Consider the following 15,592-nt stretch of genomic DNA (forward strand, 5'->3'; position numbering starts at 1 on the left):
ATTAAAAAACTTTGGAGGTATTGACGATGTTACTAAATTTCATAGATAGAGTGGGAGAATTAAATCCCCAACTATTTCGAGAACTAAAAGGTAGATTAAAACCTTTTAATCTGATTATAGCTATGGGTTCTTCTTTACTACTCCAACTCATAGTTTTTCTCTTGCAATTACGAGAATTTCCCGATGAGAAATACTATCTCAGAGCAACTTACTGTACTTTGAAAGAAGTATACCAAAACCAAGAACAGGAACTTTATAAACAACAGAGTTTACTTACCCAAAAATTAGATAATTATCGGCAAATTCAACTATCAGATAATACCATAATCCCCAACTTAGAAGCCCAACTTCAGCAAGTTAGAACTGAACTATCTAGCTTACAGAATTATTTATCTAAAAATATTTGTCCTTTAGATAAAATAGACTGGCAATTATGGTGGAGAGATCATTGGGAATATACATTTCTAACGTTAAGTGTAATTTTCATTTTTACACTCTTAGTTGGGGGAACTTATTTATTAATCAGTGATTTAGCCAAAGAAGAACAACGAGGAACATTGAACTTTATTCGGCTTAGTCCTCAGTCAGAAACAAGCATTTTAACTGGAAAAATTCTCGGAGTTCCTAGTTTAATTTATCTCTTTGTCCTCACAGCAATTCCTTTACATTTCTGGGCTGGACATTCTGCTAAAATTGCTTTAAGTTACATTTTCAGTTATTATGCTGTGATTGCAGCTAGTTGTGTTTTCTTCTACAGTGTAGCCCTAATTTTTGGTCTAGTTAGTCGTTGGTTTAGCAGCTTTCAACCTTGGTTGGGTAGCGGTGCTGTACTTGTGTTCTTGTTGATGACCATGACAATAATGGTATCGTCTTATGGAAACTTTAATAATCCTCTGACTTGGATTAGATTCTTCAGTCCCTGGGATATTACCAATTATCTATTCCCTAATCTATTTCGTTCATATAAAGATTCGTCAATACAGCAGCTACAATTCTTCTATTTACCAATAGGTGAAAATTTCATTACCTTAGTCGGCTTTCATTTAGTTAATTACGGAATTTCTTCCTACGGCATTTGGCAAGCCATGAAACGCTGCTTTCGGAATGCAGACAGTACAATATTGAGTAAAAAACAAAGTTATTTATTTGTAGCTTTTACTCAAGTAATGTTTTTAGGATTGACTATCCCCGTAGTTGATGATAAATACGATGCAGGGATGATATTCCTGATTGCTTTATTCAACTTTGCCTTAGTTTTGACTTTAACTATTGTCCTTTCACCTCATCGTCAAATTATCCAAGATTGGGCAAGATATAGACACCAAAATCATCGAGATAAATCTGTATTCCAAGATTTAGTATTTGGTGAAAAAAGCCCAGCAATTGTTGCTATCGTCATTAATCTATTAATTGCTACTACCCCGATAATAATCTGGATTTTGTTCTCACCTACTAATTTTTATAATGGTAGTGTTGATAAGCATAAAGTCATATTAGCGATGGTTTTAGCCTTGAGTTTGATGCTGATGTATGCCACAATTGCTCAACTGATGCTACTGATGAAAAACCCCAAGCGTTATGTGTGGACAGTGGGAACTATTGGTGTAGCTATGTTTTTACCATCAATTATTCTCTCAGTCTTGGGTATTAGTCCATCAGAAAATCCGACTTTGTGGTTATTCTCCACCTTTCCTTGGGCGGCTATAGAATACACTCAGACGACAACAATTTTTCTGGCACTTTTAGCTGAGTTAACTGTTGTCGCTTTGTTAAATTTCCAATTAAATCGCCAAGTTAGAGTTTTAGGCGAATCTGCAACCAAAACATTATTATCAGGAAGATAACGATGCAGATACCGGACTTTTAAAAAGGTCTGGTATCTAAATTTTTAAATTTTGATTAGACTACATAATATTAATCGGATCTACATCAATTGTTAAACTGACAGAAGCAGGAGAAAGCGATCGCACTTCTGGCCAATCTGGTAAATTTGGTAAAGCGTCAGGATCAAACTTGAGTAATATTTGCCAACGATAACGGTTAGCTACTCGTAAAATACTAGCTGGTGCAGGTCCCAATATCTCAAATCCTTCTTTATTGTTCAAAAATGTAGCAATGATTTGGGCTGTGTTTTGGACTTGAATGGGATCTAAACTACTTAATCGCAATAAAATTAATCTCCCATAGGGAGGATAATTCAGAGTTTGTCTTTGTGCTAACTCTGCATCAGCAAAAGATTGATAATCATGTTTTTGCACTGCTTCAATAATCGGATGTTCTGGAGTATAGGTTTGGACAATTACCCTCCCTGGATCATCCCCTCTTCCCGCCCTTCCCGCAACTTGGGTCAAAGTTTGAAATGTGCGTTCATTGGCGCGATAATCAGATAAGTGCAATAATCCATCCGCAGCGACTACACCCACAAGGGTAACTTGGGGTAAATCTAACCCTTTTGTCAGCATTTGTGTCCCTACTAATAAATGGGCTTCACCATTAGCAAACTGGGTAAGAAGTTTCCGGTGTGAACCTTTAGTGGTGGTGGTATCACTATCAAAGCGAATTATTTTCAAATTGGGAAATTGCTTAGTTAATTCCTGCGCTACCCGTTGAGTACCGCTGCCAAAAAACTTTAAATAAGGGGAACTACATTCAGGACAATGGGGAGGATGTAAACGCCCATAATTACAATAATGACAGCGCAATAATTCCGGCGCTCCCTCTTCCACATGATGATAAGCCAGGGATACATCACAATGGGGACATTCCAACACATAACCACAACTGCGACAAGAAACAAAGGTACTATGTCCACGCCGATGAATAAATAATATTCCCTGTTGTTGTCTTTCTGCCAATTGTTGCAGCGCATTTTGCAGCTTTCTACTAAAAATAGACCGATTTCCCTCTTTTAACTCTTGACGCATATCCACGATTTCCACAGGTGGTAATGGGCGCGAGTTAATGCGTTCTGGTAATGATAAATATAGTTGATTTCCACTTACCCAACTTTCTAAAGAGGGAGTCGCAGAACCTAAAATTAGGGGACAATGTGCTAATTCGGCTCGCCATTGAGCGATGGTGCGGGCGTGGTAAGTGGGAATGGGAGAATCTTGTTTAAAGCTGCTATCGTGTTCTTCGTCCAGGATAATTAAGCCTAGATTGGGTAAAGGAGCGAAAATGGCGCTGCGAGTCCCGATGATGATTTGCGGCTCTCCTGTGAGCATTTGTCGCCAGGTGTCGTAACGTTCACCGTCAGAAAGGGCGCTGTGATAAACGTGGACTTTGTGACCAAATCTAGCGCGGAATCTATCTGTAAGTTGAGGTGTGAGGCCGATTTCGGGAACTAAAACAAGGGCCGATTTTCCTTGTGCGAGTAATGGTGCTATGGCTTGTAAGTATACTTCTGTTTTTCCTGAACCTGTCACCCCATGTAGCAATACTTGAGCAAATCCGGTTAAGGAATTAATCGTTTCTAAGGCGTTATTTTGGGCTGGTGTTAAGGATTTTGCCCAATCTGCGGCTACTGTGGGGCCTTGTTCTCTGCGTAATATTTCCCTGTCTTCAATGACTATATAGCCTTTATCTACTAAGGCTTTTAGGGTGGAAGTGCTGGTATTGCAAAGTTGCAATAATTCACTTTGCCATATTTCTCCCCCTTGTCGTCGCAAAACTTCCACAATTTCTTTTTGACGGGCTGTTAAATCGTCATGATTATTATCTAGAAGTGTGACAGCTTTTTGTAATTTAGGTTTGGTAAGTTGTGGCGGTTCTAAATAATTTTCGGCTAAACCTAAGCGGATTAATTCCCGAATTCCGCGATATGCAGCTTTAACTTTTTGTTGGATGTAGTGATAACTATAGTCTGCTGTTGGGGTTTTTTCTAAAAGTGTAATTACTTGCTGGGCTATAGGACTAATATAAATAGCAAGATTTTTTTTACCCAGAGAAGTCAACCGTAAACGACGTTGTGATCTTCCTAATAATCCCGGTGGTAAAGCGACGCGAATTACTAAAATTAGAGGTGTATAGTAATAGGCTGCAACACGGTTGAGTAATGTCCAATAACCAGGAGGAAAAAACCCTTCACTAACTACATCTTCTACTTCTCGAATTTTTTCTAAGGGAATATCTAGATTCGGTTCAGTTAATAAGCGGATAGCGATCGCTCCTACCTGTGTCGCACCAAAGGGAACGCTTAAAATATCTCCTGGTTTGATTGCTAACTGTGCTGGGATTTTATAGGTAAATAAATCTGAACATCCTGGACAGTCTACAAGCACTTCCACCCATTCAGGTAATTTTGCTGGAGATTGATATGATCCTCCCGGTTCAGCTACAGCGATAACAGATGATTTTGCACCAATACTATACATAAATTTTCGATTTATAAACAAATATTGTATTCACCGACAAGGTTTAATTCTATCCTTTGGTTTTACTTTGTGTAAATAGTATTTTACAATACTTCAATTACCCATAATCCTTGATAATCTCTAATTTATGTAATCTACTAGTACACAACGGCGTAAGTCAATCAACCATTAAAAATTTGACAAAAGCTTGTGTAATCTGCTTTTTTAATTTTTAATTTTTAATTTTTAATTCCGCACTGCGGTACTAGACAAATTAGCTTCTACAATTTAGGCAATAAATAATTGAAGATTGAAATTTTAAATTTGAGCAAGTAGCTTACACAGTCTTGATCAGATTTTTTAATGCTTTGTTGACTTACCGACTGGGATACTCAAGCTGCAAAACCTATCTTGAGAAATATGCCGAAGTAATGAGTAATCATGAGTAAGTAGGTAATTAAGTGATTAAACTTCCAGATTTTTATGTGATTTGTAACATCTTGATTAACTAGTAAATTATGTTATTAATCAATCATGAGATTGAGCTACGAAATAAGGCATAGAGTTTTTCAACCTATTGATAGATATTAAATATTTTTTGAATATGAGATGCTTTTAAACGATAAATATTATCCGGATTAGAAGTTACCATTTTTGTAATTTGGATCATTTAGTAAATTTTCGGAGAGATAAATAACTCTAGTACCAAAATGGCGATTTATTCAATTACTCTGATGATTCCAGCCGGACAAACCTGAAAACTTTGCAAAAAATACACGAAAATTTAATATATATCATTTTTCGGTGATTTATCACCTTTACACGGAAGCTATGTACAAACTACAGGCAACAAGCAACTGATTTTTCCCCAGATCATTTAAGATAGATAGATAGGCTTCTTTCTCTATGTTTTTGATATTTGTTAAAGTTAGTCTTAGGGGGTTTGACCTATTTAGTAATCAAGAAAAGCATAGAGAATATGTCTATTGGGTTTCTGAAAAAAATAGTTTTTTGTGAGTGCTAAAGTCGTTAATGATTATAGGTCGTATCTAGCCAGAACTAAAAATAATGGACAAATACTGATTTCCATTCCAGACGAGGAATGATTAAAAAGAGAGGATTTTGCTAGAGAAGAAGGGTGTATTTGTCCTCAAGGGAAAACTACCAAGCCTGAAAGAGGCTGTTGTCATGAAATTATGTACCAAACAAAGCAACCATCTCTAACGGAAACTATGAATCTTGCTGAATTGGGAACAATGGAAATACTAGAGAATATTACTGATCATGAAGAACCATCAATTGAGAGTTTAGATCAAGTAGTATATGAAGATGCTACAATTGTCGAAAACTTGGCATCAGAAGAGCGCAATGGCGATGACATGGCCGCAGCCCGTCCTTCGGGATATAATAAAACCGAAAATGATGATGCTGTTGGCGCATTTTTTAAGGAAATGGCGCGTTATCCCCTACTCAAACCTGATGAAGAAGTGGAATTAGCGCGACGGGTGAGATTTTTAGAAGAAGTCAAAGAATTGCAAGCAGCTTTAGAATTAGAACTAGGAGCGCAGCCTAGTAAGGTGCAGGTGGCTTCGCAATTAGAGATAACAGAAAAACAACTGGAAAGCCGCTTGTATCAAGGTAGAGTGGCCAAGCGAAAAATGATTCGCTCCAATCTCCGGTTAGTCGTATCTATTGCTAAACGATATTTAAATCGTGGTGTCCCTTTTCTCGATTTAATTCAAGAAGGAGCAATGGGTTTAAACCGCGCTTCTGAAAAATTTGATCCTGATAAAGGATATAAGTTTTCTACTTATGCTTATTGGTGGATTAGACAAGCAATTACCAGAGCGATCGCTAATGATGCCCGAACTATTCGCTTACCAATCCATATTGTTGAGAAACTTAATAAACTAAAAAAAGCCCAACGGGAACTCAAACAAAAACTCGCTCGGAATCCCACAGAGGCCGAAATGGCCGAAGCTTTGGAAATTACAGTTCACCAACTGCGTCAACTTCAACAACTGCGTCGTCAAGCCCTGTCCCTTAACCACCGTGTCGGTAAAGAAGAAGACACAGAATTAATGGATTTGCTAGAAGATGAAGACAACCAGTCTCCCGAAGCCAAAATGAACGAAAACATGATGCGTCAGGAGATTTGGGAAGTTCTCGGAGACGTACTCACCCCACGAGAGAAAGATGTCATTTCCCTGCGCTATGGACTCACCAGCAGTGAACCCTGCACCCTAGAAGAGGTGGGAAATATGTTTAACCTTTCCCGCGAACGAGTCCGTCAAATCCAAAGTAAAGCCATGCGGAAATTACGCCGTCCTCACATAGCCAAGCGGTTAAAAGGTTGGTTGGTATGAGTCATTAGTCAGTTGTTAGTAGGGGCGAAGCATTTGGAAGATAAATTATCGGTCATTGCCAAAAATAGTTCTCCAAATGCTTCGCCCGTACAGTTGTTAGTAGGGGCGAAGCATTTGGAAGATAAATTATCGGACATTGCCAAAACATAGTTCTCCAAATGCTTCGCCCGTACAGTTGTCAGTAGGGGCGAAGCATTTGGAAGATAAATTATCGGACATTGCCAAAACATAGTTCTCCAAATGCTTCGCCCGTACAGTTGTTAGTAGGGGCGAAGCATTTGGAAGATAAATTATCGGACATTGCCAAAACATAGTTCTCCAAATGCTTCGCCCGTACAGTTGTCAGTTGTCAGTTGTCTGTGGTTAAAAAAAATTAGACACATTGAGTATAAAATGTGAACTAATGACCAATGACCAATGACTAATGACTAATTTAATTGTCCGTTTTGCCCAACCCAGTGATGCTCATACCTTATTTGCCTTAATTCAGGGACTTGCTGAATATGAAAAACTATCTGATGCTGTTATTGGCAATGCTGAAGCCCTCAAGGATCATTTATTTGGTTCACCAAAATACGTAGATGCAATCCTAGCCGAATTTGAAGGTAAGGTTGTAGGTTTTGCCCTATTTTTTCATAATTATTCTACATTTCTCACCAAGCCAGGAATTTACTTAGAAGATATCTTTGTTTTGCCGGAATATCGCCGCCAAGGTATTGGTAAAGCACTTTTGTCCAAAGTAGCCCAAATAGCTGTAGAAAGGGATTGTGGGCGCTTAGAGTGGAGTGTTTTAGATTGGAATGTGTCAGCGCAGGCATTTTACCGGAATATGGGTGCAGATATTTTAGAAGATTGGCGGATTTGTCGGGTGACTGAAAAGGATCTGACCAAATTAGCCACTCAAAAATGAAGTTTAAAGGATACAAGAGGAAATATAGCAAATCTCCCTTTTATCCTTCATTATTAATTTCTTTTTGCTCTTCTTCAATTTAAATTCATATAAGTTTACATTTTGCCTAAACCCTGAAGCTATCAATCAATTAATCTGAAATTCTCAATTATTTCAGCCAAGTTTGACAGCCTGTCGTTTGACTAATGCAACGAAATCAAATGAGAATTAGGGAGGATATTTGCACCGATTCAGACATTGTTGTCGAGAGAACACCAGATGAAAAAGATTGTCTCAGTATTATTATTAGGCATAGCTATCTTCAACTTTGCCTTCAGTAGTCCTGCTTTGGCCGCAGACGCAGCCAGTGGAGCTAAAATATTTAGTGCTAATTGTGCTTCTTGTCATGCGGGTGGCAGAAATTTAGTTAATGCTGCCAAAACCCTGAAAAAAGCAGATTTGGAAAAGTACGGTATGTACTCGGCTGAAGCAATTGTTTATCAAGTTACTAATGGTAAAGGTGCTATGCCAGCCTTTAAGGGTCGGTTAAAAGCAGAGCAAATAGAAAATGTAGCTGCTTATGTCCTACAACAAGCTGATAACGGCTGGAAGAAGTAAATTTACATCTAATTTGATGGTTTAACAATGTGCGGGGCTTTTTGTCCCGCTCAGTCTTTTTATTAGTAATTAGATTTAGTAACCACTGTACAACCAAAAATATCATCAGCATGGTAAATGGCTTTTCTTTAATATCTTAATATTTTCATAAATTCTCCATTCCATGAATAAAATAAATTAATTATTCCCTGCCTAAATAGAAAAATTCATCAAAGCATAGATGTTGTTGATATCATCTTTTAGTGGATTCTAAATCAAGAAAATAATTATCATAAATAGCCAGAAAATATGGAATTTTCAAGTGTCACTATAGAACAGCGCGAAAAAGAAGCTGAAGCATTAAAGACTTTTCTTTTCTTTAGTCTAATTGGTTCATTGGTATTACATATTGGGATACTAGCTTTAGCTATTAACAAATTTTTTCTCAAATTCCCTGAAGTTAGAGAAGAACCCATTGAAGTGACAATTCTGGAAACAATACCCCAGGAAGTAAACCAACTACCAGTAGAGATAAAATCCCTAGCAAAAACAAATTCCGGTGGTGGTGGAAATAAAGGTGGCGGAATTTCTACACCAACAAAAACAGCCCTGAATATGATTAAGTCTTCTGTCGCACCCATAACCAAACAGGCTCAACTAAAAATCACTACTAACCTTATCAGTAAACAATCCCAAACACTTACAAATCGTGAACCAGCGAAAATATTAACTCCTGTACAAACTAACCCAATAGAAAACACAACTCCTGAACCTGCGACAACACCACCCCCAGTAGAAACAAAACCAATACAAAAATTAGATGAAAACGCAAATACCCTAGCGTCTACTCAACCCCAAGTGCAGACAAAACCCACAAAAATCACACCATTAAAGTCAGAAACTCAACCTAATGCTAGTTCCAACAATATCCCTAGCAACTCCACCGCTTCCACACAGTTACCGCAGAATAAAAATATTTTAGGCAATTTAGGCGATCGCTCAAGAAATAGTTTAGGTACTGGAAACGGTACTGGTGTTGGTAATGGAATTGGAAATAGTACAGGTAATGGTACTGGTTCAGGTACTGGTGTTGGTAATGGAATTGGAAATAGTACAGGTAATGAAAGTGGGAATAAACCAAAATCAGAAAATACACCAATAGCTACCGCACCGAAACCTCCCATAGAAAACAGTTCTAAACTGAATCGTGCGGATTGTATCCAGTGTCAAATTAAGTACCCAGATAGAGCCAGACAGCGTGGCATAGAAGGAAATGCAGAAGTTGCTATTGATACTGATAGCCAGGGTAATGTTACGCGAGTTCGGTTAGTCCGTTCCAGTGGTGATAGCGAACTAGATCAAGCCGCTCAACAAGCTGCACAAGAGTGGAAATTAACACCCACAGCAGAGGGAAGAGAAGGGGTAAGAGCCTCAGTTAACTTTGCCATTAAAGGATCACAGCGTCACCGTAAACTTCAAGAACGGCAAATACAAAAACAAAGAGCAACCACCAAAAAAAACCCTGAAAAAGCGACTTCTACCTCTACTCCTATCGAATCTCCTCAATATAATCAACAAAAAATAACTCCTATTATTACTGATATTCCCTCCGAAAATACAACTAAACAGAGAGAAGAATCTGCACCTTCTGAGAGTCAACAGATATCACCACCAGCATCTGCAACTACATCACCTACTGAGTCTTAGAGGATGTATCTCAAGAAAATTTGATAGCAAATTTGTTTCTACAAGAATCAATAGGAAATCGGTAGATCTTCAAAGTATAGATATGGTAGGGATGGGAGGGATAATTCATGAATTACCCCATCTGACTAGAATGTAGGGTGGACAATGCCAACCATCATGTTAAATTAATAGATCTGTTAATCTTCGTGATCATCAAAGGGATCATCTAATTCCTGGCTTGGGGGTCCAAAAGATGTGTAAATTGCCATACCAGTAATAGCAACTAACGCCGCACAAAAGGAAATTCCAAGCACCGTAGCGGGTTCTAAGTCCATAAATTTAGATACATATTATCACAGCGATATTTATAGAATATTACAAAATTTAACTTATCGCACATTACATAGTTAAAGCATGATCATCTCACCCTCGTAAATTGGCCAAGGTATTGATACTCCGTAAATAATGTTATGCCCAATTTATTGACAAAACATTAAAAATATGTTAATAATGGATCTTTGTGGAAACTTTACCCTTTAATATAATCTCTTGGCTAACGTCATTGTCATAGGTGCCCAGTGGGGCGATGAAGGAAAAGGTAAAATAACTGACTTACTCAGCCGCTCCGCAGACGTGGTGGTACGTTACCAAGGGGGAGTGAACGCTGGGCATACAATCGTAGTCCAAGGTCAGACGTTTAAGCTGCACTTAATCCCCTCTGGTATTTTGTATCCAAAAACCGAGTGTATCATTGGCTGTGGAACAGTCATCGATCCGCAAGTCTTGATTAAAGAACTCGAACAACTAGAAGAATTAAATATTTCCACGGCTAATCTGTTGATATCTCAGACGGCTCATGTCACCATGCCCTATCATCGCATGATTGACAAGGCATCAGAGGAAGTACGGGGAAATCATAAAATCGGGACAACAGGTAGAGGTATTGGTCCTACCTACGCCGATAAATCTGAGCGGATAGGCATCAGGATGTTAGACTTGATGGACACCGACGGACTCCGTGAGCAGTTAAAGTGGACGATAAACTATAAAAATACCATTTTAGAAAAGCTGTATAATCTGCCACCTCTCAATCCAGAAGAAGTGATTGAGGAGTATTTAGGTTATGCGGAACGCTTGCGTCCTTTCGTCGTTGATACATCGTTGAAAATCTACGATGCGGTTTTACGACGACGGAATATTTTGTTTGAAGGCGCACAAGGGACATTACTTGACCTAGATCACGGAACTTATCCCTATGTCACATCCTCCAACCCAGTCGCTGGGGGGGCTTGTGTGGGGAGTGGACTAGGACCAACAATGATAGATCGGGTAATTGGTGTATCCAAAGCCTACACGACAAGAGTGGGAGAAGGTCCTTTCCCCACGGAACTAGATGACGAAATTGGTGACTTGTTAGGCGATCGCGGTGCAGAATTTGGCACAACTACAGGGCGTAAACGTCGTTGTGGTTGGTTTGATGCGGTTATTGGTCGTTATGCGGTTCGCATTAACGGCATGGATTGTATGGCACTTACCAAACTTGATGTTCTCGATGAATTAGAGGAAATCAATGTTTGTGTGGCTTATGAAATTGATGGTGAACGCTGCGAACACTTCCCCACCAGCGCTCGTCTTTTCGCCCGTTGTCGTCCCATTTACAAAACTGTACCAGGATGGCAAGTGTCAACAAGTCACTGTCGTACCCTGGAAGAGTTACCACAAAAAGCACTGGACTATCTGAAATTCTTGGCAGAATTAATGGAAGTGCCGATTGCAATTGTTTCCTTGGGAGCAAGTCGTGATCAAACTATCATTGTTGAAGATCCTATTCACGGTCCAAAACGCGCACTGTTACAACCTAACAGTACACCAGTTTAATCAGTGGTCATTGGTCAGTGGCAAGATAACTGACAACTGACAACTGACAACTAACAACTCACAACTTAACAACTTAACAACTTATATGGCAATCACACTCGAATCTAAAACCCGCCCAGAAGGTAGCAAACCCAGAGCTTTGCGCCGTTCTGGATTAATTCCCGCCAACTTGTATGGTCACAACGGGATTGAATCAATTTCTCTAGTTCTTGACGCTAAAGTTGTAGAACGTTTGCTCAAGCAAGTTATTCCTAATAAAACCCAAGTGGAACTCAGCATTGCTGAATTAGAGTGGACTGGTACAACCGTGCTTCGTGAAGTTCAGATTCACCCAGCCAAAGGCACACCTTACCACATCAGTTTTTTTGCTGGTGCTAAAGGCTAAAATTCAGGTAATAATAACGAAGAGAACCAGGGTTAGCCCTGGTTTTTTTGTGGTAAAAAGGCAAGAGTATCAAAATCCCTCTTACCACTAACCACTGTACGGGCGAAGCATTTGGAGAACTATTTTTGGCAATGACCGATAATTTATCTTCCAAATGCTTCGCTGTACGGGCGAAGCATTTGGAGAACTATTTTTGGCAATGACCGATAATTTATCTTCCAAATGCTTCGCCCCTACTAACCACTAACAACGAACCAATGACACAAACCAATCTCCCAAATTTAATTTCACAAATGTTACAACCAGGATTTTATCCTCATTCTGTAACAGAACCAATTCAATTAATTCAAACTCATATTTCCTATGTGATCCTCACAGGAGATTATGCTTACAAACTGAAAAAACCAGCCAACTTTGGTTTTTTAGACTTTTCCACCTTAGAAAAACGACAACATTTTTGTCAAGAAGAATTGCGCTTAAATCAACGTGGTGCAGGTGAATTATATTTAGAAGTTCTACCCCTAACTTTAGTTGGTGAACAATACCATTTAGGGGGAACAGGAGAAGTTGTAGAATATGCAGTAAAGATGCGTCAATTTCCCCAAGAAGCCCTTTTTAGTGAACTTTTTGCCAGTGGAAATTTGCAAGAAAGTCATTTGGAAGAATTGGGAAGAGTTGTCGCTCAATATCATGCTGAATCAGTCACAAACGATTATATTCGTAGTTTTGGGGAAGTCTCACAAATACGATTAGCAATTGATGAGAATTATCAGCAAACTCAAAACTATATTGGTAGACCTCAGACACAAGAGCAGTTTGAGGCAACAAAACAATATACAGATAACTTCTTTGTCCAACATCCAGAACTATTTAAAAGCAGAATTGACAATAACTATATTTGTGAATGTCACGGCGATTTACACCTCAGAAATATAGCTCTTTGGCATGACAAAATTATGCTATTTGACTGCATAGAATTCAATGAACCTTTCCGGTTTGTGGATGTTATGTATGACGTAGCATTTACAGTTATGGATATTGAAGCCAGAGGAAGGAAAGACTTAGGAAATGCCTTTTTAAATGCCTATGTAGAGCAAACTGGAGACTGGGAAGGTTTACAGGTATTACCTTTATATTTAAGCCGTCAGGCTTATGTGCGAGCTAAGGTAAATTCCTTTTTATTAGATGATCCTAACATCCCGGCTGCGGTAAAAGAAGAATCTGCAAAAACCGCATCTGCATATTATCGTCAAGCGTCGGAATATACTAAACCCCAACAGGGAAAACTGATTTTGATGTCGGGTTTATCTGGTGCTGGTAAAAGTACCACAGCTAAATATTTAGCCCGAAAACTCAATGCAGTTCATCTCCGTTCTGATGCTGTGCGTAAGCATTTAGCAGGAATTCCCCTCTTAGAAAAAGGTGGGGATGAAATCTATACACCGGAAATGACGCAAAAAACCTATAGCCGATTGTTAGCATTAGGAATTATACTGGCTAATCAAGGTTGGTCTGTAATTTTAGATGCCAAATATGATCGTCAGGATTTACGGGAAGCAGCTATTTCTCAAGCTACACAGCATCAATTACCTGTACATATTATCAACTGCACCGCACCGTTAGAAGTTGTCACAGAACGACTGCTGAACCGCACTGGTGATATTGCTGATGCAACTGCTGATTTATTAGCATCCCAAATCAAGCAATCTGAACCATTTACAAATCAAGAACAACCTTATATAAGAGTTGTAGATACAACTCAACCGCTAGACACGCAATTATCAGAATTGATTTAATTTTTGTCTAGGAAGTCAGGGTTTACCATTGCTCGTAAGTGTCAAATTAACGTAAAATTCATAGCCCGTCGGGGAATAAATTCCCTGTCTAGTAGCTCAAGTCATCTAAAGATGACTAAAACAAACCAAAAATTTTTAGTGTACGTTAGTACACTTTTCTCGTTCCCATACTCTGTATGGGAATGAATTCTAAAAGGCTCTGCCTTTAATAACATTTGAGGCAGAGCCTCCATGATAGCATTCCCAGTCAGAGACTGGGAACGAGATATAATTATTCTTTCTCCTGACTCCTAATCTTATGGCACCGAAAAATAATCTGCTAGGCGATATTTTCTCTTCTTCACCTAACTTTCTTTCTCAACTGTTGTTTGGATTATTCTTATTTATTATCTCCAGCATTGCTCATGCTTCAGTTCCTCTGAGTCTATTCATAGCTATTATGGGTGGTGTTACTTTGGGGTGGTTCACATTTGCCAATGATAATAGTTCTGAACCTGCTACTGTCGCATCTAATGATGGTATTGATGCTGGATTAAAATATTGGTTGTTTTTTATGATGGGCTGCCTTTTCCTCGGTTATTCAGCCCCTGTGAGTATTGTGTTCGGTGCTATTGCTGGAGTTGGTGGTGGCTGGATAATTGGTTGGTGGCGCAGTGAAGAAGCGTTACAAACTCAATTATCTGAGGAGATTGTGGAAGAAGAAGAGACAGAACAGCCCAGTGAGAGAAATGCGAAAAGACGCAAAAGAAAACCTACTAAACGTTTCCGTCGGGAATCTGCAACTTTCAATTTTCGCTTTTGGGAAAAGTAATTAATAATTAACTAATTATGTTTTTATATTTATCTAAAATCCTACCACTATTTTTTTACCCTTTGGGATTGGCAAGTGTGAGTTTAATAGTGGCTTTAGTAACTTTACGAAAACGTCCCCGGATTGCGACTATAGCTATTTCTTTATCTTTAGCTTTGTTGCTAATATGTAGTAATGCTTGGGTGGCTAAATCCTTGGTACGCAGCCTAGAATGGCAAAATATCCCCGCTACTCAAATCCCCAATGCTGAAGCCATTGTAGTTTTAGGTGGTGCAACTAAATCAGCAACTTGGCCACGGGTGACAGTAGATTTAAGTGAAGCCGGCGATCGCGTAATTTATGCCGCACAACTTTATTTTCAGAAAAAAGCCCCTATAATTATCCTTAGTGGTGGCCGGATTGATTGGCGCGGTAGTGGTTCGCCAGAATCAGCAGATATGGCAAATATTCTCACATCTATTGGTGTTCCAGCAACAGCAATTATTCAAGAACCTGATTCTTTCAATACTCATGATAATGCTGTCAATGTCCGTAAAATTCTTGAAGCTCGCCAAATCAAAAAAGTATTATTAATTACCTCAGCAATACATACGCCGCGATCGCTCAAAATTTTTCACCGTCAAGGTATGGATGTCATTCCCACACCAACCGATTTTCTTGTTAGTCAAGGTGAATTTCAAGAACTTACCAGCACTCCAAAAGCCGCAATTCTCAATTTACTCCCTGATACTGAAAATTTAAACCAATTCACAAGTGCATTAAAAGAATATATTGGTACTTTTATTTATTGGTTACGAGGTTGGTTATAATAATTCATGAAATCAGAATTAAT

14 protein-coding genes are annotated in these 15,592 nt (G+C 38.8%); 11 read left to right on the top strand and 3 right to left on the bottom strand.

What is annotated here, in order from left to right:
• Positions 1-26: 26 nt before the first annotated feature.
• A complete protein-coding gene (locus HGD76_RS21330; protein WP_168696963.1) occupies positions 27-1,844 on the top strand; it encodes an ABC transporter permease subunit in 1,818 nt (605 codons plus the stop codon).
• A gap of 60 nt (positions 1,845-1,904) precedes the next feature.
• Here the strand turns inward: HGD76_RS21330 and priA are convergent, their stop codons facing one another.
• A complete protein-coding gene (gene priA / locus HGD76_RS21335) occupies positions 1,905-4,373 on the bottom strand; it encodes a primosomal protein N' (protein WP_168696964.1) in 2,469 nt (822 codons plus the stop codon).
• A 1,175-nt stretch (positions 4,374-5,548) separates the two neighbouring features.
• Here priA and HGD76_RS21340 point away from each other — a divergent pair.
• The 5 genes from HGD76_RS21340 to HGD76_RS21360 all read left to right on the top strand — a co-directional run bounded on the left by HGD76_RS21340 (position 5,549) and on the right by HGD76_RS21360 (position 9,911).
• A complete protein-coding gene (locus HGD76_RS21340) occupies positions 5,549-6,718 on the top strand; it encodes an RpoD/SigA family RNA polymerase sigma factor (protein WP_148764522.1) in 1,170 nt (389 codons plus the stop codon).
• A 12-nt stretch (positions 6,719-6,730) separates the two neighbouring features.
• Positions 6,731-6,868, top strand: a complete 138-nt coding sequence (locus HGD76_RS25605) for a hypothetical protein (RefSeq protein WP_233466951.1) — start codon at positions 6,731-6,733, stop codon at positions 6,866-6,868.
• 274 nt (positions 6,869-7,142) lie between these two features.
• Positions 7,143-7,628 (top strand): GNAT family N-acetyltransferase, encoded by a 486-nt coding sequence (locus HGD76_RS21350; protein WP_168696965.1) that lies wholly within the window; start codon positions 7,143-7,145, stop codon positions 7,626-7,628.
• A gap of 258 nt (positions 7,629-7,886) precedes the next feature.
• Positions 7,887-8,225, top strand: coding sequence for a cytochrome c6 PetJ (gene petJ / locus HGD76_RS21355; protein WP_148764526.1), 339 nt, complete (start codon positions 7,887-7,889; stop codon positions 8,223-8,225).
• A 288-nt stretch (positions 8,226-8,513) separates the two neighbouring features.
• Positions 8,514-9,911 carry a TonB family protein gene (locus tag HGD76_RS21360; protein ID WP_168696966.1) on the top strand — a complete coding sequence of 466 codons (1,398 nt, stop codon included), beginning with the start codon at positions 8,514-8,516 and terminating at the stop codon, positions 9,909-9,911.
• A gap of 176 nt (positions 9,912-10,087) precedes the next feature.
• Here the strand turns inward: HGD76_RS21360 and psbN are convergent, their stop codons facing one another.
• The gene (psbN, locus tag HGD76_RS21365) at positions 10,088-10,225 is read right to left on the bottom strand and encodes a photosystem II reaction center protein PsbN (RefSeq protein WP_015083402.1); all 138 of its coding nucleotides are present in this window, start codon (positions 10,223-10,225) and stop codon (positions 10,088-10,090) included.
• Between the two features lie 214 nt (positions 10,226-10,439).
• Here psbN and HGD76_RS21370 point away from each other — a divergent pair, with 214 nt between their 5' ends.
• Both HGD76_RS21370 and rplY read left to right on the top strand, forming a co-directional pair.
• Positions 10,440-11,768, top strand: coding sequence for an adenylosuccinate synthase (locus HGD76_RS21370; protein WP_015083401.1), 1,329 nt, complete (start codon positions 10,440-10,442; stop codon positions 11,766-11,768).
• 85 nt (positions 11,769-11,853) lie between these two features.
• On the top strand, positions 11,854-12,153 hold the full coding sequence (rplY, locus tag HGD76_RS21375) for a 50S ribosomal protein L25 (protein ID WP_015083400.1): 300 nt from the start codon (positions 11,854-11,856) through the stop codon (positions 12,151-12,153).
• A gap of 87 nt (positions 12,154-12,240) precedes the next feature.
• On the opposite strand, the gene HGD76_RS26010 is transcribed toward rplY, so the two are convergent.
• Entirely contained in the window at positions 12,241-12,375 is a 135-nt protein-coding gene (locus HGD76_RS26010) for a hypothetical protein (RefSeq protein ID WP_267904283.1), read from the bottom strand.
• A 35-nt stretch (positions 12,376-12,410) separates the two neighbouring features.
• Here HGD76_RS26010 and HGD76_RS21380 point away from each other — a divergent pair, with 35 nt between their 5' ends.
• The 3 genes from HGD76_RS21380 (at position 12,411) to HGD76_RS21390 (ending at position 15,569) form a co-directional block, all read left to right on the top strand.
• On the top strand, positions 12,411-13,949 hold the full coding sequence (locus HGD76_RS21380; protein WP_168696967.1) for a bifunctional aminoglycoside phosphotransferase/ATP-binding protein: 1,539 nt from the start codon (positions 12,411-12,413) through the stop codon (positions 13,947-13,949).
• 298 nt (positions 13,950-14,247) lie between these two features.
• Complete coding sequence (locus tag HGD76_RS21385) at positions 14,248-14,760, top strand: hypothetical protein (protein WP_168696968.1); 513 nt, start codon at positions 14,248-14,250, stop codon at positions 14,758-14,760.
• Positions 14,761-14,777: 17 nt separating this feature from the next.
• Positions 14,778-15,569 (top strand): YdcF family protein, encoded by a 792-nt coding sequence (locus HGD76_RS21390; protein WP_015083397.1) that lies wholly within the window; start codon positions 14,778-14,780, stop codon positions 15,567-15,569.
• Positions 15,570-15,592: the final 23 nt, after the last annotated feature.

This window comes from Dolichospermum flos-aquae CCAP 1403/13F (assembly GCF_012516395.1).
Taxonomy (GTDB): Bacteria; Cyanobacteriota; Cyanobacteriia; order Cyanobacteriales; family Nostocaceae; genus Dolichospermum; species Dolichospermum lemmermannii.